The organism is Pantoea dispersa (genome assembly GCF_035783935.1).
GTDB classification, from domain to species: Bacteria; Pseudomonadota; Gammaproteobacteria; order Enterobacterales; family Enterobacteriaceae; genus Pantoea; species Pantoea dispersa_C.
The window spans coordinates 1-21,189 of sequence record NZ_JALKOV010000012.1; the positions used below are offsets into that span (position 1 = coordinate 1).

Here is a 21,189-nt window from a genome sequence, read left to right on the forward strand (position 1 = left end):
TCCTGCGAGTGCCCACACAGATTGTCTGATAAATTGTTAAAGAGCGGTGCGACGCGGCGTTCGGCCTGCTGTCGCGAGGTGGCGTATATTACGCTTTCCTCCTTCAGAGTCAAACACTTTTTTCAGCATTTTTCTCCGGCGGGGTGAATCGCTTCACGCCCTGCTGAGCCGCCTGCGTTGCCGCTTTGCCGTCTCAGTGGTGGCGCATTATAGGGAGTTAATCTGAAGTGACAAGCATTTCCTGAAAAAAATTGACCGAAAGCTACTTTTTTATACGAACGCGTTAAAAACAGACATTTCCCGGCCAATAATCAGGCAAATCAGCTCTCCCGGCGGCACAAATCAGCGCCATCATCGCAGCCACCGATGCTATCCTGTTTAACTTACGCTCTTTGCTGACCGTTTTTCTTTAAGAAGGATTTTCAATGATTCGCTCCGCGCGCAGTATGGCCGGCCTGCCCTGGATCGCCGCCATGGCGTTTTTTATGCAGGCTCTCGACGCCACCATCCTGAATACCGCGCTTCCCGCCATTGCCACCAGCCTTGAACGTTCCCCACTCGCCATGCAGTCCGCTGTCATCAGCTATACGCTTACGGTCGCGATGTTGATTCCGGTCAGCGGCTGGCTGGCGGACCGCTTTGGCACGCGCAAAGTATTTATTGTGGCGGTTTCGCTGTTTACGCTCGGTTCACTGGCCTGCGCCCTGTCCGGCTCGCTGAGCATGCTGGTGGTTTCGCGCGTGGTGCAGGGCGTTGGCGGAGCGATGATGATGCCGGTCGCGCGTCTGGCGCTGCTGCGCGCCTATCCGCGCAGCGAACTGCTGCCGGTGCTCAACTTTGTCACCATGCCCGGCCTGGTCGGACCGATTCTCGGGCCAATGCTCGGCGGGCTGCTGGTTACTTACGCCAGCTGGCACTGGATCTTCCTGATTAATATTCCTATCGGTATCGCGGGCATCTTCTATGCGCGCAAATATATGCCGGACTTCACCACGCCAAAACGCCGCTTCGATTTCGCTGGCTTCATCCTGTTTGGTTTGGGCCTGGTGCTGATCTCCATCGGTATCGAGCTGTTCGGCGAACGCATCGTATCGCCGTGGCAGGCGGTGCTGGTGCTGGTCAGTGGCGTGGTGTTGCTGCTGCTCTACATCATGCATGCGCGCCGCCATCCGGCTCCGCTGATTAGTCTGCCGATGTTTAAGACCCGCACGTTCTCCGTCGGGATTATCGGCAATATTGCCGCGCGTCTCGGTACCGGCTGTATTCCGTTCCTGATGCCGCTGATGCTACAGGTAGGATTTGGCTATCCGGCGATCATTGCCGGCTGCATGATGGGACCCACGGCGATCGGCTCGCTGCTGGCCAAATCCACCGTTACCCAGGTGCTGCGCCGTTTTGGCTATCGTAAAACGCTGGTGGGCATTACGGTTATCATCGGCGTGCTGGTCGCCAGCTTTGCGCTGCAGTCGCCGGACGGAAGCATCATTATGCTGCTGGTAGCGCTGTTTGTGCTGGGCATGGCGATGTCCACCCAGTTCACCGCCATGAATACTATTACGCTGGCGGATTTGAATGATGAGAACGCCAGCGGTGGCAACAGCGTGCTGGCGGTAACCCAGCAGGTATCGATCAGTTTTGGTGTGGCGGTGAGCGCGGCCGTGCTGCGCTTTTACCAAGATTTTGAAAGCACCACGGTGCAGCAGTTCCACGCCACCTTCTTTACCATGGGCGTGATTACTGTGCTGTCAGCGCTGGCGTTTCTGATGTTGCGTCCGGGCGATGGCCGCAACCTGATTGCCAACCGGGAGAAGACGCGTAAAAACGCTTAAACCGAACCGCGCTCCACCAGCTCCGGCGTCAGCACCAGCGTTTGCTGGCTGGCGTCGGGATCGCTCATGCGATGAATCAGCGTATCAATGGCCAGCTCGCCCAGCTCATCTTTCGGCTGATGAACGGTGCTGAGCGGCGGCGTCAGATAGCGCGCCAGCTCGATGTTGTCATAGCCCATCACCGCCATGTCCTGCGGCACGCGCAGCCCGGCCTGATACAGGGCATGATAAACGCCCACCGCCATCGCATCGTTGCTGGTGAAAACCGCCTGCGGTGGCGGATCGAGCGCCAGCAGCTGATTCATGGCGTTAAAACCGCCCTGAAACTCGAAATCGCCGTCCACCACATAGCCCGGCGGCACGGCCAGCCCGCTGGCAGCCATCGCCTGATGAAAACCGTCCAGACGCAGGCGCGCCGGCGTTTTATCCTGCGGCCCGGCAATACAGGCAATACGGGTGTAACCGCGATCGATCAGATGCTGCGTAGCCAGTTCACCGCCCAGCAGCGCATTGTCCTGAATAATATCGCCGCGTCCTTCAAACGGTGCCCAGTCCATCATCACCATTGGCACCGACGGATAACGATTGAGGATTTCAGCGGAGGGCAGATGGGTTTCCGTGCACATCATCAGCAGGCCATCCACGCGCTTCTGCATCAGCGTTTCAAGGCTGCGATTCATGCGCTCTTCGTCGCCTTCGGTGTTGCACAGAATCAGGCTGTAGCCGCGTTCATAGCAGCTGTTCTCTACACCGCGCACCACTTCCGAGTAGAACGGGTTGCTGCTGGCGGTCAGTAACATACCAATGGTGCGCGTTTGCTTGATCTTCAGGCTGCGCGCCAGCGCCGACGGCGCGTAATTTAATTCGCGAATCGCCTGTTCCACTCTGTCGCGCACCTGCTCACTAACAAAACGGTTGTTGTTGATCACGTGCGAAACGGTGGAGGTGGAGACGCCCGCCAGGCGGGCGACATCTTTCATGGTAGCCAAGCGCTTAACCCTGTTGTTGCAGGAACGCGTCAATCTCAGTGCGCCATGGCACTGAGGGCTGCGCGCCGGGACGCGTCACGGCAATCGCTGCTGCCGCATGGGCAAAGCGGACCGCATCCTGTATCGCCACACCTTCCAGACGCGCGGTAATGAAGGCCCCGTTGAAGGTATCACCGGCAGCGATGGTATCCACCGCCTGCACGCTGAAGCCGGGAATACGCTGTCCGCGGCCCTGCTCGCTGAGCCATACGCCGCGCCGGCCCAGCGTAATCAGTACGGTATCGATGCCTTTGGCGTGCAGCGCCTGCGCTGCACGCGCCGCGTCGTCGTCGTCGTTGACGGCGATACCGGTGAGGATTTCCGCTTCGGTTTCATTCGGCGTAATAATGTCGATCAGCGCCAGCAGCTCATCAGAGAGCTGGGTCGCCGGCGCCGGATTGAGGATCACCTGGGTGTGGCTGGCGCGCGCGATGCGGGCCGCTGCCAGCACGCTGTCCAGCGGCGACTCCAGCTGCATCAGCAGTGCATCCGCCGAACGAATCACCTGCTGGTGGCGCTCCACACAGGCTGGCGTCAGCGCCGCATTCGCGCCTGAGTAAATGCCAATGTTATTTTCGCCTTCGCCATTCACGAAGATCATCGCCACGCCGGTGGCTTCTTGCGCCACGGTTTCCACCGGGGCGGTATCAATCTGGTCCTGCTGCAGCTGCTGACGAATACGTTCGCCGATGTCATCTGCGCCCACGCAGGCAATAAAAGCAATGTCAGCGCCGGCACGGCCCGCCGCCACGGCCTGGTTGGCCCCTTTACCGCCAAAGGCAACCTGATACTGTTTCCCGATCACCGTTTCACCCGGACGGGGAAAATGGGCGAGGTTGAGGATGTGGTCGGCGTTGATGCTGCCGAGTACCGCCAGTTTTGCGCTTTTGCTCATAGGGAGTTATCCAGAAAGTTGCGCCACCGCGAGGGTGGCGCGTTGCCATGCTTTTCTTTGGGTTTTATTTAGTAACCAGTTTCAGGTCAACCGGGTTGATCGCCTGCACCTTTTCGCCCTTCAGAACTTTATCAGCGGTATCGACGCCAATCATACCAATCTTGTCTGGCATCTGTGCAACGGTCGCGCTGAGTTTACCGGATTCTACCGCCTTCACGCCGTCCGCGGTGCCGTCAAAGCCCACCACCAGCACGTCGGTTTTGCCTGCGGTCTGCAGCGCACGCAGCGCGCCCAGCGCCATTTCGTCGTTCTGGGCAAAGACTGCCTGCACGTCCGGATGCGCCTGCAGCAGGTTCTGCATCACGTTCAGGCCTTTAGTACGGTCGAAGTCGGCCGGCTGGCTGGCCAGCACGTTGAATTTGTGCGCGTCAGCGGCCTGCTTAAAGCCTTCACCACGCTCGCGGGCCGCGGAGGTGCCGGCAATGCCCTGCAGCTCGATGATTTTCGCGCCGTCGCCCAGTTTCTTCGCGATGAAATCGCCGGCCATTTTGCCGCCGAAGCGGTTATCAGACGCCACGTGGCTGACAACTTTCCCCTGCGCCGCCATACGGTCCAGCGTAATCACCGGGATGTTTGCCTGGTTAGCCATTTTCACGGCGTTGCCGACCGCGTCAGAATCCGTTGGGTTGATCAGCAGCAGTTTGGTGCCGCGCACGGTGAGATCCTGCACGTTTGCCAGCTCTTTTGCCGGGTTGTTCTGCGAGTCGAGCACCACCAGGTTATAGCCCAGCTTATCGGCTTCTTTCTGTGCGCCATCTTTCAGTGACACAAAGAACGGGTTATTCAGCGTTGAGACCACCAGCGCAATCGTGTCCTTTGCCATTGCGCCAGCACTGAGGGTGGCGCCAAGGATGACGGCCAATGCAGTTAACTTTTTCATTTCTTTAATCCTGTGTGAAGGTCAGAGTTACTTACTGCTTTTGTTATCCACCAGCACCGCCAGCAGAATGACGACGGCTTTGACAATCATCTGGTAGTAAGACGATACGCCCATCAGGTTGAGGCCGTTATTGAGGAAGCCGAGAATCAGTGCACCAATCAGCGTGCCCATGATGCGCCCTTTACCGCCCGCCAGGCTGGTCCCGCCCAGCACTACTGCGGCAATCGCATCCAGTTCATAACCGGTGCCCGCCGTCGGCTGCGCCGAAGAGAGACGCGCCACTTCGATGGTTCCCGCCAGCGCCGCCAGCAGGCCGCACAGCGAATAGACGATGACTTTAACGCGGTTAACGTTGATGCCGGACAGCCGCGTGGCCGCTTCGTTTCCGCCCAGCGCATAGATGTAGCGGCCGAGGCGGGTGTGATGCAGCATGTACCACGCCAGTGCGAACACCACTGCCATCAGCCATACCGGCGTCGGAATGCCGAGCGGACGGCCAATGCCAAACCAGCCAAACAGATCGGCGTTATCGCTGAAGCCGGTATTGATTGGACTGCCGTTGGTGTAAACCATGGTGACGCCGCGCAGCAGCAGCATCATCACCAGCGTGGCGATAAACGCCTGCACCTTGCCGCGCGCCACAATCACGCCGGTAATGGCACCAATAAAGGCGCCGAGCGCCAGCGATGCCGCCACCGCCACCAGCGCATTGACCTCCAGCCCGACAATCGATGCCGCGACCGCGCCGGTCAGCGCCAGCAGCGAGCCCACCGAGAGGTCGATGCCTGAGGTCAGAATCACCAGCGTCATGCCCACCGCCATGATGGCGTTGACCGACGTCTGCTGCAGGATGTTGAACATGTTGGGCAGCGTGAAGAAGTTCGGGCTCTGGCTGGCGACCACGGCGATCAGCACAATCAGCGCGATCAGCGATTTCTGCTCCAGCAGCCAGGCTTTGCTGAACCAGCGACGGCTGGCAGGTAAGGTTTGGGTACTCATACAACTAACTCCTCGCTGTGTTGCTTACCGACCGCCGCTGCCATCAGGGATTCCTGGGTAGCCTGCTCACGGGAAAATTCGCCACTCAGATGGCCTTCATGCATCACCAGGATGCGGTCGCTCATGCCCAGCACTTCCGGCATTTCCGACGACACCAGGATGATGCTCAGCCCTTCGGCTTTAAACTGGTTAATTAACTGATAGATCTCTTTTTTCGCCCCGACGTCGACGCCGCGCGTCGGCTCATCGAGGATCAGTACATCCGGGCGCGTCATCAGGCCGCGCGCAATCGCCACTTTTTGCTGATTACCGCCGGACAGCAGACCGATCGGCTGCATCATTGACGGGGTTTTCACATTGAACAGGCGGATAAAATCGCCCACCGCCAGCTGCTCTTCGGCGTGCTTCAGGCCGCCATCGGCGCGGCTGAAGTAGCGCAGCGCGGTCAGTGACATGTTCTCTTTGACCGACATACCGAGCACCAGCCCGTCACGCTTACGGTCTTCCGAGATATAAACGATGCCGTTGGCGAGGCCGTCCTGCGGCGAGCGGGTGATAATCTCGCGGCCGTTGAGCGTCACTTTGCCGTGGGTGCGCGGCAGCGCGCCGTACAGTATCTTCATTAATTCGGTACGGCCCGCGCCCATCAGACCGGATACGCCAAGAATTTCGCCCTTACGCAGGCTAAAGCTGACATCCTCCACGCCCGGCCCGCTAACGTGCGCAACCTGCAGCCGCACTTCGCCCGGAGCCTGATCGAGATGCGGATACTGATCCTCCAGCTTGCGGCCGACCATCATTTCAATCAGGCTCTCTTCGCTGAGATCGTTCACCGCGCGCTCGGCAATAAACTGGCCGTCGCGGAACACGGTGACGTCGTCGCAAATCTCAAAGATCTCTTTCATGCGGTGGGAGATATAAACAATGCCGCAGCCCTGCGCTTTCAGCTCATTGATGACGCGGAACAGCGACAGGGTTTCGGTATCGGTCAGCGCATCGGTCGGTTCATCCATAATGATGACCTGCGACTCGAAGCTGAGCACTTTGGCGATCTCCACCATTTGCTGGTCGCCAATGGACAGATCGCCCACCAGCTTGTGGCTGCTGAAGCGCAGATTGAGGCGCTTCAACAGCGCATCCGCGGCGGCATACATCTGTTTCCAGTTGATGCGGCCAAAGCGGTTCACGAATTCGCGACCGAGGAAGATATTTTCCGCCACGGTCAGCTGCGGGATCAGGTTCAGCTCCTGATGGATAATGCCGATGCCGGCTTCCTGAGACGCTTTCGGTCCGGAGAACGTCACCTCTTTGCCCAGCCAGTGCAGCGAACCGGCGTCCATGCTGTAGATGCCGGTCAGCACCTTCATCATGGTGGATTTGCCTGCGCCGTTTTCCCCGACCAGCGCCATCACGCGCCCGGGATAGACCGCCAGCGATGCGCCGTTGAGCGCCTTCACGCCGGGAAATGATTTTTCAATGCCCCTGAGTTGCAATAACGGTTGCATAGCGGCCTCAGAAAGTGACGCCCGCGCTCAGGATGACATTCGCATACGGAGAACACTCTCCGCTGCGAATGACCGCCTGACTACGCTGAGTGTGTTGTTTGAACTGTTCATGGCTGGTGTAACGAACGCTAATCACATTCCCTTGGTGCTGTTGCAAGGCTTCGAGCACGGCGATCAGCTGGCTGTGGAGTTGCGGATTGTGTTGTTGGATCTCTTCCGCTATCAGGGCGCTCTCAACCTGCATCTCCTGCGTGATGACGTCCACCACCTGTAAAAAATCGGGCGTACCGGGCGTCAGCGCCAGATCGATGCGCTGTGGACCGGCCGGGATCGGCAAGCCCGCATCGGCAATCGTCAGCGTATCGGTATGCCCGAGGCGGGCAATCACATGAGAGACTTCAGCGTTTAACAGGCGACCTTTTTTCATTTATTCCACTCCACAGCGAAACGTTTCGCTGTCTGGCAGTGTATTAAATGTACATGGCAACTCAATGACGTCATCACGGAAATGTGATCGCCATCGAAACGTTTCGCTTATGCCAGATGAAATTTGAGTTTGGTGGGATGGCGTAGCCCACGACGTGGCTCCGCAGGGGAGGTTACGGCAGTTTACGTACCTGTTTAACGTCCAGTTCGATCGAATTGAAATCCTTGTCCAGCTCGCCGGTCAGCTCGACCTGATCTTTCGGCGTAATGGTCTGGCCGTTCCAGCGTTTGTGGTCGATCTCCACTTTCATACTGCCGCTGCTGTCGCGGAACAGATAATCTTCATCGCCGATCTGCTTATCAAGCTGGCCGCGCACGGTGATCCAGCTGTCATCCTTCATCTCTTCGGCCTGCTTCACCGTCACCACGCTGGTGTTATCGGCCTTAAAACCGCCGGCTTTAGCCTGAGCGGCTGGCGCGTTCGGGTCGACAAAACCACCCTGCTGGGCAGCCAGTACCGGGGTTGCCGCCAGGGCGATAATGGCTAATAGCGCTGCACTCTTTTTCATTTTTCACCTCATTTCCATGTCTGTGCGGATTACGGGAGCCATTTCATCATAGAGTTCTTAACAGGATCTTAAGGAAAAAAAAGAAGCGGAAAATACGCCAAAGCGAGCGAATGGCGCTGTACAAGCGCGCATCTGCTTCGTATAACGACGCAGGCAACCGGGAGAAACGCATGCGTATTTTATTGATTGAAGACGACACGCTGATTGGCGATGGCCTGAAGGTCGGCCTGAGCAAACTGGGTTTCAGCGTCGACTGGTTTGTCAGTGGCGAAGCCGGATTTCAGGCGCTCAACGCGGCACCGTGGGATGCCGTGGTGCTGGACCTGTCGCTACCGGAGCGCGACGGGCTGGACATCCTGCGTCAGTGGCGCGAACAGGGCGCTGATATACCGGTGCTAATCCTCACCGCGCGTGATGCGCTGGATCAGCGTGTGCAGGGCCTGCAGCTTGGCGCCGACGACTACCTGTGCAAACCGTTTGCGCTGACGGAGGTCGCCGCACGTCTGCAGGCGCTGATTCGTCGCCGTCACGGTCAGCTGCAGCCGGAGCTGCGTCATGGCCGGCTGGTGATGGCACCCGGCAGCCACAGCGTGATGCTCGATGGCGAACCGCTCAGCCTGAAAAGCCGTGAGCTGGCGCTGCTGGAGCTGTTCCTGCGCAATCCCGGCCGCGTGCTGACGCGCGCCCAACTGGAGGAGAAGCTGTACAGCTGGGATGACGACGTCTCCAGTAACGCGGTCGAGGTGCATATTCATCATCTGCGTAAAAAACTCGGCAGCCAGTTCATCCGCACCGTGCACGGCATTGGCTACACGCTGGGAGCGGCAGAATGAGTCTGTTCCTGCGACTGGCGATCGGCTTTCTGCTGTTAATTATCCTGTGCGGTGCCAGCGCCACCTTCAGCGCGTGGCAGCAGACGCGCGACACCGTCAACGAGCTGTTTGATACCCAGCAGATGCTGTTCGCCAAGCGCCTGCTGGCGCTGGATGCCAGCCGCCTGCAGGCCGCCTCACTGCCAAAAACCAAAGCGATTTTGCGCCACCATCGCGGCGATCAGGATGACGACGCGCTGGCCTTTGCGGTGTTCAGCGCCGACGGCAAACCGCTGCTCAACGACGGCGAAAACGGTCGCGATTTGCCGTTTACCGCGGATCGTGACGGATTCCACGATGGTCGCCTGCGCGGCGATGACGATCGCTGGCGGCTGCTGTGGCTGACCTCAGCCGATAAGCAGTGGCGCGTGGTGGTCGGACAGGAGTGGGAATATCGCGATGATATGACACTTGATCTGGCACTGAGCAGCCTGCTGCCGTGGCTGGTGGCCATGCCGTTGATGCTGCTGTTGCTGCTGGCGCTGGTGTGGTTTGAGCTGCGTCCGCTGAAACGCCTGACCGCATCGCTGCAGCAGCGCGCGCCGGATGAGGCTGCGCCGCTGACACCGCAGCGCCTGCCGCTGGAGGTGAAGCCGCTGGTGGCGGCGCTGAATGGCCTGTTCGCCCGCATGGCGCAGCTGGTTCAGCGCGAACGGCGCTTTACCTCCGATGCGGCGCACGAGCTGCGCAGTCCGCTGGCGGCGCTGCGCGTGCAGAGTGAGGTGATTCAGCTGGCCGGCGATGACGAGGCGATGCGCAACCATGCGCTGCAGCAGCTCGACAGCGGCATCCTGCGTGCCACGCGACTGGTCGATCAGTTGCTGACGCTGTCGCGCGTCGAAGCGGACGATCTGCGCAGCGAATTTCAGCCGGTGCCCATCACGCAGCTGCTGCATCAGCTGGTGACCGAACACCAGGCGCAGGCGGCAGCGCAGCACACCGGGCTGACGCTGACGGCTGACGCAGAACCGGTGATGAACGGTCATCCGCTGCTGCTGGGTTTACTGCTGCGCAACCTGCTGGATAACGCGCTGCGCTACACGCCGCCCGGCAGTGAGATTCAGCTGCGGCTGAGCGCGCGCAGGCTGGAGATCGCGGATAACGGGCCGGGCGTCAGCGCAGAACAGCTGACGCGGCTGGGTGAACGCTTCTGGCGACCACCGGGGCAGACGCAAACCGGCAGCGGCCTCGGCTTGTCGATTGTGAAGAATGTGGCACAGCTGCACGGCATCCGTCTGACCTTCAGCGCGGTGCAGCCGCAGGGGCTGCGCGTCACCCTCAGCTGGTGACGCGCGCTGCGTCAGATTTCGACCTGGGTACCGAGCTCGATCACCCGGTTAGGCGGGATTTCAAACTGATCCGGTGCGCGCAGGGCGTTGCGCTGCAGCGCAAGGAACAGCTTGCCGCGCAGACGCAGATACCACGGACGTTTGCCGATAATCAGCGACTCGTGTGACATAAAGAACGAGGTTTCCATCATGCGGCAGTTGAGCCCTTCAAGGCCGCAGCGGTGGAAAATCTCCTCGACGTTCGGCGTTTCACGCCAGCCGTAGCTTGCCACCACGCGCCAGAAGGTGGGCGACAGCTGCTCAATGGTCACGCGACGCACGTTATGCACATAAGGCGCATCTTCGGTGCGCAGCGTCAGCAGCACCACGCGCTCGTGCAGCACCTTGTTGTGTTTGAGGTTATGCAACATGGCAAAGGGGATGACATTGAGCGCCCGCGACATGTAGACCGCCGTGCCCGGCACGCGCACCGGCGGCGACTTCTCCAGCGAGGCGATCATCGCCTCCAGCGAGTTGCCGTGTTCGTGCATGCGACGCAGCAGGCGGAAGCGCTCGCTCTTCCACGTGGTCATCACGATAAACATCATCAGCGCCAGCGTCAGCGGCAGCCAGCCGCCTGAGAACACTTTGACCAGGTTGGCGGAGAATAGCGAAACGTCGATGCACAGCATCGCGATGAGAATCAGCACCACCAGATAGCGATTCCAGTGCCAGTTCTGAATCGCCACCGTTGAACACAGAATCGCGGTCAGCACCATGGTGCCGGTCACCGCGATACCGTAGGCGGCCGCCAGATTGCTGGAGTGTTCAAAGCCGACGATCACAATCACCACCGAGAAATAGAGCAGCCAGTTGATCACCGGAATGTAGATCTGCCCGGATTCCTCTTCAGACGTGTGCACAATGCGCATCGGCGGCAGATAGCCAAGACGCACCGCCTGGCGCGTCAGCGAGAATACGCCGGAGATCACCGCCTGCGAGGCGATCACCGTGGCCAGCGTCGCGAGAATCAGCATCGGAATCAGCGCCCAGTCCGGCGCCAGCAGTAAGAACGGGTTTTTGATGGCCTCCGGATGCTCCAGCAGCAACGCACCCTGGCCGAAATAGTTGAGCACCAGCGACGGCAGCACCACCACAAACCATGCCAGCCGGATGGGAAACTTACCAAAGTGGCCCATATCGGCATACAGCGCTTCAACGCCGGTGATCGCCAGCACCACCGCGCCCAGCGCGAAGAACGATACCGTTTTGTATTGAATAAAGAAGTGCAGCGCCCAGTACGGGTTCATGGCGTGCAGCACCTCGGGATTGTTGATGATACTGCGCGCGCCCAGCACCGCCAGAATGATGAACCACAGCAGCATCACCGGCGCAAACAGCTTACCGACGATACCGGTGCCGTGTTTCTGGATGACAAACAGCAGCGTCAGTACCGCAATCGCCAGCGGCACAATGTAGCTATCAAGACTTGGTGCGGCGATCTCCAGCCCTTCAATGGCCGACAAGACCGATACCGCCGGCGTGATCACCACTTCCCCGTAGAAGAAGCTGCCGCCAATCAGCCCCATAATCACCAGAATCGCCGTGGCGCGCGCGCCAGTATTGCGCCCCGCCAGCGACATCAGCGTCAGAATCCCACCTTCCCCGGCGTTGTCGGCACGCATCACGTAGCTGATGTATTTAAGCGAAACCACCAGAATCAGCAGCCAGAAGATCAGCGACAGAAAGCCAAACACCGCCTCGCGTTCCACGCCGAAGCCGAACTGACCAGAGAGACACTCGCGCAGGGTATAGAGCGGGCTGGTACCAATATCGCCATACACCACGCCGATCGCCGCCAGGGTGACTGCGCCAAGGGACTGTTTCTTATCCGAGCTCATAAGTTGTCTTTTGTTGGAGCTGCGCAGGCCTCAGCCCGGCGCTCAGATCATCAAAAAGCGCACAGTATGCACATATTCCCGAAAAAACCTACTTTTACCGTCTGGCCTTCCGCCGTCAGCACGGCGTTTTTTCGCCGAAAATCGGCGCGAAATGTGCTGAAAACCCACGATATGCCTTACCTCAACCTTCTGAAACAAAAAAGCTGACGGCTATCAACGCTTTCACGCATGATAATCAGTAGAGTATTGCGCTCGCCAGAACATGACGGCACCAGGATCAGAAGGACAATGATGTGATTATGGCTCAACCCCATCTTTTGGCAGAAAGAATTTCTCGCCTCAGCAACGCCCTGGAGAAAGGGCTGTATGAACGGCATCATGCCATTCGTCTCTGCCTGCTGGCAGCGCTGAGCGGCGAAAGCGTGTTTCTGCTTGGGCCACCGGGCATCGCCAAGAGCCTGATTGCCCGCCGCCTGAAGTACGCCTTCCAGCACGCCCGTGCGTTTGAATACCTGATGACCCGTTTTTCCACGCCTGAAGAGGTGTTTGGCCCGCTGTCGATTCAGGCGCTGAAAGATGAAGGCCGCTACCAGCGTCTGACCAAAGGCTATCTGCCGGACGCCGAAATTGTCTTCCTTGATGAGATCTGGAAAGCCGGTCCGGCGATTCTCAATACGCTGCTCACCGCCATCAACGAACGTCGCTTCCGCAACGGCGACAGCGAAGAGCCGATCCCGATGCGCCTGCTGGTCACCGCCTCCAACGAACTGCCGGAAGCCGACAGCGGACTGGAAGCGCTGTACGACCGCATGCTGATCAGGCTGTGGCTCGACAACGTGCATGAAAAGCAGAACTTCCGCAGCATGCTGACCCACCAGCAGGATGAAAACGCCAACCCGGTGGCGGAATCGCTGTGCATCAGTGATGAAGAGTATCAGCAGTGGCAGAAAGGCATCAGCCAGGTCAGCCTGCCCGATCATGTGTTTGAGCTGATCTATCAGCTGCGTCAGCAGCTGGAGAATCTGCCAGAAGCGCCCTATATCTCCGATCGCCGCTGGAAAAAAGCCATCCATCTGCTGCAGGCCAGCGCGTTTTACAGCGGCCGCGTGGCGATTGCCCCGCTTGATCTGATCCTGCTGAAAGATTGCCTGTGGCACGACGTGGCGTCGATGCAGCTGCTGGATCGTGAAATTGACGCGCTGATGACGCAGCACGCATGGCAGCAGCAGGCGATGCTGCACACGCTGCAGCAGATCAAAGCGCGCCGGCTGGCGCTGCAACAGCAGCAGAGCGTGGCGCAGGCGCTGACGCTGGAGAAGCACAGCGGCATGTTCAGCCGTAAACCGCACTATGAATTACCGGCCTCCGTCACGGACGAACAGCTGACGTTGATGCTGCAGCAGCCGCTGACACTGCATGACATGCAGGTCACGCACGTGGTGGTAGGGCGCGATGCGCTCAATCAGTGGCTGCTGAAGGCGGGCGAGATCCGCGGCAAGCTCAACGGCATCGGCTTTGGCCAGACGCTCGACCTGCTGGTGGACGCGCACCACTGTCTGACGCTGCGCGACGTCAGCCTGCAGTCCACGCGCCTGACGCTGCCGGGCGCCGCCAGCAGCAGCGACGTGCCGCAGGAAATCATTGAAGAATACGACGCGCTGGAGGCCCAGCTGCGCGCGCAGCGCACGCTGTTTAGCCAGCACCAGCGCTGCCTGTTTATCAGCGACGACTGGCTGGCGCGCGTCGAAACCAGCCTGCAGGATGTGGCGGAACAGCTGAAACAGGCGAGAAAATGATCTCGCTGGAGACGCTCAGCACGCTGCTGTCGATTGGCGAAACCGAGCTGATTGAAGAGCTGATCGTGGCGCTGCTGGCTTCGCCGCAGCTGGCGCTGTTCTTTGAAAAATTTCCGCGCCTGAAACAGGCGATGATGGGCGAGCTGCCGCGCTGGCGCGCTGAGATTGCCGCCCAGATGAAAACCACGCCGGTACCGGACGCGCTGGCGCGTGAATTTCAGCTGTTCCAGCAGATGCAGCTGCTCAGCAGCCACGCCTTCAGTGAGCAACTGCCGGCCATTATGACGCAGCTGAAAGCGCTGCCGTCCCCGTTTATCGAAGAAGCCAGCAAACTGCTGCTGCATACCGACAGCGCCCAGCTGAGCAATGCGCAGCACACGCTGTTCCTGCAGCGCTGGCGTCTGAGCCTGACGCTGCAAACTCTGACGCTGAACGAAACCCTGCTGGAAGAGCAGCGGGAACGCCTGATGGCTGAGCTGCAGCAGCGCATGGCCATCAGCGGCCAGCTGGCGCCGATTCTGACCGATGATGACGAAGCCGCCGCCGGACGCCTGTGGGATCTGAGCAAGGCACCGCTACAGCACGGTGACTATGAGCTGATTGTGCAGTACGGCGATTTCCTCGCCCAGCAGCCGGAACTGATGAAACTGGCGCAGCAGCTGGGACGCAGCCGCGAAGCGAAATCGGTGCCGTCACAGGATGCGCCGCTGGAAGCGTTTCACCAGCTGGTGCGCGAGCCGGACAACGTGCCGGAAGAGGTCAGCGGCATCCATCAGAGCGATGACGTGCTGCGTCTGTTGCCGCCGGAGCTGGCGGCGCTGAGCATCAGCGAACTGGAGCTGGAGTTTTATCGCCGGCTGGTGGAGAAACGCCTGCTGACCTACCGGTTACAGGGCGATGCCTGGCACGAGAAAGTGACGCTGCGCCCGGCCAGCCATCAGCAGCACGAGGCGCAGCCGCGCGGGCCGTTCATCGTCTGCGTGGACACTTCCGGTTCGATGGGCGGTTTCAATGAACGCTGCGCTAAAGCGTTTTGCCTGGCGCTGCTGAAGGTAGCGCTGGCGGACAGACGGCGCTGCTACATCATGCTGTTTGCCCACGAGGTGATTGGCTACGAGCTCACCGCCGATAACGGCATCGAGCAGGCAATCCGCTTTCTCAGCCAGCGTTTTCGCGGCGGCACCGATCTGGCCGCCTGCCTGTCTGCGGTGGTCACGCGCATGGAAGGTAGCCTGTGGCAGGAAGCCGATGCGGTGATCGTTTCTGATTTTATCGCCCAGCGTCTGCCGGACGACATCGTCAGCACCATTAAACAGCGTCAGCGTCACCATCAGCAGCGCTTCCACGCTGTGGCGATGTCGGCACACGGCAAGCCTGGCATTCTGCGCATATTCGATCACATCTGGCGCTTCGATACCGGCCTGAAAAGCCGCCTGCTGCGCCGCTGGAAGCGCTAATTCATCAGGCAGAAATGCTAATTTGCTATAGTGAATTACCCGCTGTGTTTAATCAGCTTACGGAGTTCACTGTGACAACCGCTCATCTTCACGATCAATTGCCTGCGCCCACCCGCACCGTTCGGCTTTCCGGCACCAGCAGCGACGCCAAACGCGCCGAACTGCTGGCCTATTTCACCCAGACCTGGGAGCTGTACGAAAGCCTGTTCGACTGCCTCGCCGATGAGCGCGCGTACTTTAATAAAGCCATCACCCTGCGCCATCCGCTGATCTTTTATTTTGGCCATACCGCCACTTTCTACATTAATAAGCTGATGGCGGGTGGTTATCTGCAGCAGCGCATTGACGATCGCATCGAGGCGATGATGGCGATCGGCGTGGATGAGATGAGCTGGGACGATCTCGACGACAGCCATTACAGCTGGCCGGACGTAGCCGAGGTGCGCGACTACCGCGGCAAAGTGAAAACCGTGGTAAGCGAATTTATCCGTACCATGCCGCTGGATCTGCCGATTGACTGGGACAGCCCGGCGTGGGTTATTCTGATGGGCATTGAGCATGAGCGTATTCACCTTGAAACCTCCAGCGTGCTGATCCGCCAGCTGCCGCTGGCGTGGGTGAAACCGCAGCCGCACTGGCCAGCGTGTCCGCAGGCGCGCCACGATCGCGCCTCGGTACCGGCCAATACCTTGGTGGCGATGCCTGGCGGGCGCGTCACGCAGGGTAAAACCGATGACACCTACGGCTGGGATAACGAGTACGGCAGCCTTGTCACTGAGCTGAAACCGTTTAAAGCCAGCAAAATGCTGGTGAGCAACGCCGAGTTCTTTCAGTTTATTGCCGCCAACGGCTATAACGAACGCCGCTGGTGGGACGACGAAGGCTGGGGCTGGCGCGAGTTTGCTCAGGCGCAGATGCCCACCTTCTGGGTCGGTGACATCGCGCAACCTGACGATCTTCGCCTGCGCCTGATGACCGAAGAAGTGGCGATGCCGTGGGACTGGCCGGCCGAGGTGAATCAGCTGGAAGCCGCCGCGTTCTGCCGCTGGCTGGCGGAAGAGAGCGGTAAGGCGATCCAGCTGCCGTGCGAAGCGGAGTGGATGCAGCTGCGCGAACAGGTTGCTGGCGATCAGCCGGACTGGATCGATGCGCCAGGCAACATCAATCTTGCCCGCTGGGCCTCTTCCTGTCCGGTAGACCGCTTTGCGCAGGGGGATTTCTTCGACATCGTCGGCAACGTCTGGCAGTGGACCACTACGCCGACCAACGGCTTCGAAGGCTTCCGGGTGCATCCGCTGTATGACGATTTCTCCACGCCCACCTTTGACGGTAAACATGCGCTGATCAAAGGCGGCAGCTGGATCTCCACCGGCAACGAAGCGCTGAAATCCTCACGCTACGCCTTCCGTCGCCACTTCTTCCAGCACGCCGGCTTCCGCTATGTGGTTTCCTCGCACCAGGAGAGCATGGCGCTGAATCCGTATGAAACCGACAGCATGGTGTCGCAGTACCTCGACTTCCAGTACGGCCCCGGCTATTACGGCGTGCCAAACTATGCGGCGGCGCTGGTCGACATCGTGCTGCCGCACTGCTCACAACGCGGCCACGCGCTGGATATCGGCTGCGCTACCGGCCGTGCCAGTTTTGAACTGGCGCGCCATTTTGCTGCGGTCACCGGCATGGATTACTCGGCGCGCTTTATCGACGTGGCGCTGCAGCTGACGTCGGGCGAGGATTTCCGTTACGTGATACCGGAAGAGGGTGAGCTGGTGGAGTATCGCCAGGTGCGACTGAAAGAGTTTGGTTTCGATGAGACTCTGGCGCAGCGCATACAGTTTGTGCAGGGCGACGCCTGTAACCTGAAACCGCAGCCTGATAGCTACGATCTGGTGCTGGCCTCTAACCTGATCGATCGTCTGCGCCAGCCGAAGCGCTTCCTGCAGGATATCACGCCGATGATCCGCTCCGGGGGCTTGCTGGCCATCTCCTCGCCTTACACCTGGCTGGAAGAGTTCACGCCGAAGGAGAACTGGCTGGGCGGTTTCCGTGAAAACGGTGAAGCGCTCACCACCTGGCAGGCGCTGCAACGGCTGCTGCGCGATGCCTTTGACGAAGTTGCGCCGCCGCAGGACGTGCCGTTTGTGATTCGCGAAACCGCGCGTAAGTTTCAGCATACGCAGGCACAGCTGACGCTGTGGCGTAAACGCTAAAAAGCGTGCAGACAGCGGCAGCTCCGCTGTCTGCGCCTTGCCTGTCCCGCTAATTTGCTGCACATTCTCCCTGTTCAGAGAAGAAGAACCTAATGAGGATGGATGATGGCGGAACACCTGCAACTGGATAATCTCGACCGCGGCATTTTAAATGCGCTGCTGCAAAACGCGCGCACCGCGTACGCCGAACTCGCCAAGCAGTTCAACGTCAGCCCCGGCACGATTCACGTGCGCGTCGAGAAGATGCGTCAGGCGGGCATTATTCTGGGTACGCGCGTGGAGATCGATCCGCGCCAGCTCGGGTTCGATGTCTGCTGTTTTATCGGCATCATTTTGAAAAGCGCGCGCGACTATCCGGCTGCGCTCAGCAAGCTGGAAGCGCTGGATGAAGTGGTGGAAGCCTGGTACACCACCGGCCACTACAGCATCTTTATTAAAGTCATGTGCCGTTCGATTGATGCGCTGCAGCAGGTGCTAATCAACAAGATCCAGACCATTGATGAAATCCAGTCCACCGAAACGCTAATCTCGCTGCAAAACCCGATCATGCGCACCATCAAGCCGTGATCGCCTTCCCCGCTGTGCATAACCTTATCCCAGGCGGATCGCTACGGTGATGCGCCTTGTCGCCTGATGCTATCGGCGATTAACCCTGTTTTCCACAGGTGGATCACCGCTTGATCACAGCGTACAATGCTCGCCTTTAGTGCGGGAGAGCATCATGGCCGATATTACCTTAATCAGTGGCAGTACCCTTGGCAGCGCCGAATATGTCGCGGAACATCTGGAAGAGAAACTGCAGGAAGCGGGCTTTTCAACCAGCGTGCTGCACGGGCCCGGGCTGGATGAGGTGCCGCTGGAAGGCATCTGGCTGATTGTCACCTCAACGCACGGCGCCGGCGAACTGCCGGATAACCTGCTGCCGTTTTATGAAGCCCTGCAGGAAAGCCAGCCGGATCTGTCAGGCGTCCGTTTTGGCGCGGTAGGTATCGGTAACCATGAATATGATCTGTTCTGCGGGGCGATCAAGCTGCTGGAAACCACGTTAACCCAGCTGGGCGCGAAGCGTATTGGCGATCGGCTGGAGATCGACGTGCTGGAGCATGAGATTCCGGAGGATCCGGCAGAAGCGTGGGTGGCCAGCTGGCATCCGCAGATTTAAACGATCTTTACCGGTCGGGGATCGGGAATTTATACCGATCCCCAGTGGATTCCGCTGTTTTATCGTCTTTTACCTGCGTTGCTCTGTGGATAAGATCGGTTGTTTCATGCGTATAACCGGTAGTTATCCAGAGAACAACCCCTGATGCTTTTTTGCTCTGTGCATAAGTCCCTAAGTTGATCTCAGCTTATACGGATCAGGATCACCGATCATTCACAGTAAACGATCCTCACTAATCCCCTGTTGCTTAACCGCTTTTCCGGGTTATCAACAGCCAGGCGCGATCCTAATAAGAGATCTAACAGAGAGATCATATAAAAGAATAAAGATCCTTTCTTTTAAACCGCAGGATCCCGCGACTTTCACCCTGAACAGAATTTCAGTAGAATCCACCGCCCAGGGCAACGATCCCTGTCCGAACACTAACGAGGACCCACTTCATGTTTTATCCAGATCCTTTTGACGTCATCGTAATCGGTGGTGGTCATGCGGGCACAGAAGCCGCGATGGCTGCTGCCCGAATGGGTCAGCAAACCCTGTTACTCACCCATAATATTGATACGCTGGGACAAATGTCCTGTAACCCGGCGATCGGTGGCATCGGGAAAGGACACCTGGTTAAGGAAGTGGATGCCTTAGGCGGTTTGATGGCCAGCGCGATCGATCAGGCCGGTATTCAGTTTAGGATACTAAACGCCAGCAAAGGCCCGGCGGTGCGTGCCACGCGTGCACAGGCAGACCGGGTACTGTATCGTCAGGCGGTACGCACCGCACTGGAAAACCAGCCGAACCTGATGATCTTCCAGCAGGCGGTTGACGATCTGATTGTGGAGAACGATCGCGTTGTTGGTGCCGTGACTCAGATGGGCCTGAAGTTCCGGGCCAAAACCGTGGTTCTGACGGTCGGTACCTTCCTGGACGGCAAAATTCACATCGGCCTGGATAACTACAGCGGTGGCCGTGCAGGCGATCCGCCGTCAATTCCGCTGGCTAAACGTCTGCGTGCGCTGCCGCTGCGCGTAAACCGCCTGAAAACCGGTACGCCGCCGCGTATTGATGCCCGCACCATCGACTTTTCGGTACTGACGCCGCAGCACGGGGATAACCCGATGCCGGTGTTCTCGTTTATGGGCCACGCCGCACAGCATCCACAGCAGGTGCCGTGCTGGATCACCCACACCAACGAACAGACGCATGAAGTGATCCGCAATAACCTCGATCGCAGCCCGATGTATGCCGGGATCATCGAGGGGATCGGCCCACGCTACTGCCCGTCGATCGAAGACAAAGTAATGCGCTTTGCCGATCGTAACGCGCACCAGATTTTCCTTGAGCCGGAAGGGCTGACCAGTAACGAAATCTACCCGAACGGCATCTCCACCAGCCTGCCGTTTGATGTGCAGATGCAGATCGTGCGCTCAATGAAAGGTCTGGAGAACGCGAAGATCGTGCGTCCGGGTTACGCCATCGAATATGACTTCTTCGATCCGCGCGATCTTAAGCCGACGCTGGAGAGCAAATTTATCCACGGCCTGTTCTTTGCCGGCCAGATCAACGGCACCACCGGTTATGAAGAAGCCGCCGCGCAGGGATTGCTGGCCGGTCTCAATGCTGCGCGTCAGTCCGCGGACAAAGAGGGCTGGGCGCCGCGTCGCGACCAGGCGTATCTTGGTGTGCTGGTCGACGATCTGTGCACCCTCGGCACCAAAGAGCCGTATCGCATGTTTACCTCACGCGCCGAGTATCGTCTGATGCTGCGTGAAGACAACGCCGATCTGCGCCTCACCGAAACCGGACGTGAACTCGGCCTGGTCGATGACGCGCGCTGGGCTCGCTATAACCAGAAGCTGGAAGCGATTGAGCAGGAGCGTCAGCGTCTGCGCGATCTGTGGGTGCATCCGAAGTCTGAAAACGTCAGCGAAGTGAATACAGTGATCAGCGCACCGCTGACCAAAGAGGCCAGCGCGGAAGATCTGCTGCGTCGTCCGGAGATGACCTACGAACTGCTGATGTCGCTGCCGAGCTACGGTCCGGCGCTGGCGGATGAGCAGGCGGCGGAGCAGGTAGAGATTCAGGTGAAGTATGAAGGTTACATTGCGCGTCAGCAGGAGGAGATCGACCGCCAGCAGCGCAATGAAAACACCTTACTCCCGGCCGACCTCGACTATCGCCAGGTGAATGGTCTGTCGAATGAGGTGATCGCTAAACTCAACGATCACAAACCGACCTCAATCGGCCAGGCATCGCGTATTTCCGGCATCACGCCGGCGGCAATTTCAATTTTGCTGATTTACCTGAAAAAACAGGGCCTGCTGCGTAAAAGCGCCTGATC

17 protein-coding genes are annotated in these 21,189 nt (G+C 59.0%); 9 read left to right on the plus strand and 8 right to left on the minus strand.

The genetic code is table 11. The features are described from left to right. The first annotated feature begins 425 nt into the window (after positions 1 to 425). The gene (gene mdtD, locus MXF20_RS19780) at positions 426 to 1,829 is read left to right on the plus strand and encodes a multidrug transporter subunit MdtD (RefSeq protein ID WP_325970985.1); all 1,404 of its coding nucleotides are present in this window, start codon (positions 426 to 428) and stop codon (positions 1,827 to 1,829) included. On the opposite strand, the gene rbsR is transcribed toward mdtD, so the two are convergent. From rbsR to MXF20_RS19815, 7 genes are all read right to left on the minus strand, one after another. Beyond that, a complete protein-coding gene (rbsR, locus tag MXF20_RS19785) occupies positions 1,826 to 2,818 on the minus strand; it encodes a ribose operon transcriptional repressor RbsR (RefSeq protein ID WP_418936868.1) in 993 nt (330 codons plus the stop codon). The genes mdtD and rbsR overlap by 4 nt on opposite strands. A gap of 4 nt (positions 2,819 to 2,822) precedes the next feature. Next, complete coding sequence (gene rbsK / locus MXF20_RS19790; RefSeq protein WP_325970987.1) at positions 2,823 to 3,752, minus strand: ribokinase; 930 nt, start codon at positions 3,750 to 3,752, stop codon at positions 2,823 to 2,825. 64 nt (positions 3,753 to 3,816) lie between these two features. Further along, the gene (gene rbsB, locus MXF20_RS19795) at positions 3,817 to 4,692 is read right to left on the minus strand and encodes a ribose ABC transporter substrate-binding protein RbsB (RefSeq protein ID WP_021508171.1); all 876 of its coding nucleotides are present in this window, start codon (positions 4,690 to 4,692) and stop codon (positions 3,817 to 3,819) included. A gap of 27 nt (positions 4,693 to 4,719) precedes the next feature. Then, entirely contained in the window at positions 4,720 to 5,691 is a 972-nt protein-coding gene (gene rbsC / locus MXF20_RS19800) for a ribose ABC transporter permease (RefSeq protein WP_021508172.1), read from the minus strand. After that, the gene (gene rbsA / locus MXF20_RS19805) at positions 5,688 to 7,196 is read right to left on the minus strand and encodes a ribose ABC transporter ATP-binding protein RbsA (RefSeq protein ID WP_325970989.1); all 1,509 of its coding nucleotides are present in this window, start codon (positions 7,194 to 7,196) and stop codon (positions 5,688 to 5,690) included. Before rbsA ends, rbsC begins: the two co-directional genes overlap by 4 nt. A gap of 7 nt (positions 7,197 to 7,203) precedes the next feature. Further along, positions 7,204 to 7,623 (minus strand): D-ribose pyranase, encoded by a 420-nt coding sequence (rbsD, locus tag MXF20_RS19810; protein WP_264250031.1) that lies wholly within the window; start codon positions 7,621 to 7,623, stop codon positions 7,204 to 7,206. 172 nt (positions 7,624 to 7,795) lie between these two features. Beyond that, complete coding sequence (locus tag MXF20_RS19815) at positions 7,796 to 8,191, minus strand: NirD/YgiW/YdeI family stress tolerance protein (protein ID WP_325970994.1); 396 nt, start codon at positions 8,189 to 8,191, stop codon at positions 7,796 to 7,798. Positions 8,192 to 8,361: 170 nt separating this feature from the next. Between MXF20_RS19815 and qseB the strand changes: the two genes are divergently transcribed. Beyond that, positions 8,362 to 9,024 carry a quorum sensing response regulator transcription factor QseB gene (gene qseB / locus MXF20_RS19820; RefSeq protein ID WP_325970996.1) on the plus strand — a complete coding sequence of 221 codons (663 nt, stop codon included), beginning with the start codon at positions 8,362 to 8,364 and terminating at the stop codon, positions 9,022 to 9,024. Beyond that, positions 9,021 to 10,352: a quorum sensing histidine kinase QseC gene (gene qseC, locus MXF20_RS19825; RefSeq protein ID WP_325970997.1), complete on the plus strand. Its 1,332-nt coding sequence runs from the start codon at positions 9,021 to 9,023 to the stop codon at positions 10,350 to 10,352. The genes qseB and qseC overlap by 4 nt, the downstream gene beginning before the upstream one ends. An 11-nt stretch (positions 10,353 to 10,363) precedes the next feature. On the opposite strand, the gene kup is transcribed toward qseC, so the two are convergent. After that, positions 10,364 to 12,232, minus strand: a complete 1,869-nt coding sequence (kup, locus tag MXF20_RS19830; RefSeq protein WP_325970999.1) for a low affinity potassium transporter Kup — start codon at positions 12,230 to 12,232, stop codon at positions 10,364 to 10,366. 299 nt (positions 12,233 to 12,531) lie between these two features. On the opposite strand from kup, the gene ravA reads away from it, so the two are divergent. The 6 genes from ravA to mnmG all read left to right on the plus strand — a co-directional run bounded on the left by ravA (position 12,532) and on the right by mnmG (position 21,187). Further along, entirely contained in the window at positions 12,532 to 14,028 is a 1,497-nt protein-coding gene (gene ravA / locus MXF20_RS19835; protein WP_125311209.1) for an ATPase RavA, read from the plus strand. Then, entirely contained in the window at positions 14,025 to 15,485 is a 1,461-nt protein-coding gene (viaA, locus tag MXF20_RS19840) for an ATPase RavA stimulator ViaA (protein ID WP_325971001.1), read from the plus strand. Before ravA ends, viaA begins: the two co-directional genes overlap by 4 nt. 71 nt (positions 15,486 to 15,556) lie before the next feature. Next, positions 15,557 to 17,695 carry a 5-histidylcysteine sulfoxide synthase gene (gene ovoA / locus MXF20_RS19845; protein WP_325971003.1) on the plus strand — a complete coding sequence of 713 codons (2,139 nt, stop codon included), beginning with the start codon at positions 15,557 to 15,559 and terminating at the stop codon, positions 17,693 to 17,695. Between the two features lie 105 nt (positions 17,696 to 17,800). After that, on the plus strand, positions 17,801 to 18,262 hold the full coding sequence (asnC, locus tag MXF20_RS19850; RefSeq protein ID WP_007893613.1) for a transcriptional regulator AsnC: 462 nt from the start codon (positions 17,801 to 17,803) through the stop codon (positions 18,260 to 18,262). Positions 18,263 to 18,416: 154 nt separating this feature from the next. Continuing rightward, a complete protein-coding gene (mioC, locus tag MXF20_RS19855) occupies positions 18,417 to 18,857 on the plus strand; it encodes an FMN-binding protein MioC (protein ID WP_325971005.1) in 441 nt (146 codons plus the stop codon). A gap of 440 nt (positions 18,858 to 19,297) precedes the next feature. Further along, a complete protein-coding gene (gene mnmG, locus MXF20_RS19860; protein ID WP_325971007.1) occupies positions 19,298 to 21,187 on the plus strand; it encodes a tRNA uridine-5-carboxymethylaminomethyl(34) synthesis enzyme MnmG in 1,890 nt (629 codons plus the stop codon). The last annotated feature ends 2 nt before the right edge of the window (positions 21,188 to 21,189 follow it).

Coding starts and splice junctions, on each gene's coding strand:
- kup (WP_325970999.1), bottom strand. CDS start 12,232: ATGAGCTCGGATAAGAAACAGTCCCTTGGCGCAGTCACCCTGGCGGCG.
- MXF20_RS19815 (WP_325970994.1), bottom strand. CDS start 8,191: ATGAAAAAGAGTGCAGCGCTATTAGCCATTATCGCCCTGGCGGCAACC.
- rbsD (WP_264250031.1), bottom strand. CDS start 7,623: ATGAAAAAAGGTCGCCTGTTAAACGCTGAAGTCTCTCATGTGATTGCC.
- mnmG (WP_325971007.1), top strand. CDS start 19,298: ATGTTTTATCCAGATCCTTTTGACGTCATCGTAATCGGTGGTGGTCAT.
- rbsA (WP_325970989.1), bottom strand. CDS start 7,196: ATGCAACCGTTATTGCAACTCAGGGGCATTGAAAAATCATTTCCCGGC.
- rbsC (WP_021508172.1), bottom strand. CDS start 5,691: ATGAGTACCCAAACCTTACCTGCCAGCCGTCGCTGGTTCAGCAAAGCC.
- qseC (WP_325970997.1), top strand. CDS start 9,021: ATGAGTCTGTTCCTGCGACTGGCGATCGGCTTTCTGCTGTTAATTATC.
- asnC (WP_007893613.1), top strand. CDS start 17,801: ATGGCGGAACACCTGCAACTGGATAATCTCGACCGCGGCATTTTAAAT.
- qseB (WP_325970996.1), top strand. CDS start 8,362: ATGCGTATTTTATTGATTGAAGACGACACGCTGATTGGCGATGGCCTG.
- mdtD (WP_325970985.1), top strand. CDS start 426: ATGATTCGCTCCGCGCGCAGTATGGCCGGCCTGCCCTGGATCGCCGCC.
- ravA (WP_125311209.1), top strand. CDS start 12,532: ATGGCTCAACCCCATCTTTTGGCAGAAAGAATTTCTCGCCTCAGCAAC.
- viaA (WP_325971001.1), top strand. CDS start 14,025: ATGATCTCGCTGGAGACGCTCAGCACGCTGCTGTCGATTGGCGAAACC.
- rbsB (WP_021508171.1), bottom strand. CDS start 4,692: ATGAAAAAGTTAACTGCATTGGCCGTCATCCTTGGCGCCACCCTCAGT.
- rbsK (WP_325970987.1), bottom strand. CDS start 3,752: ATGAGCAAAAGCGCAAAACTGGCGGTACTCGGCAGCATCAACGCCGAC.
- mioC (WP_325971005.1), top strand. CDS start 18,417: ATGGCCGATATTACCTTAATCAGTGGCAGTACCCTTGGCAGCGCCGAA.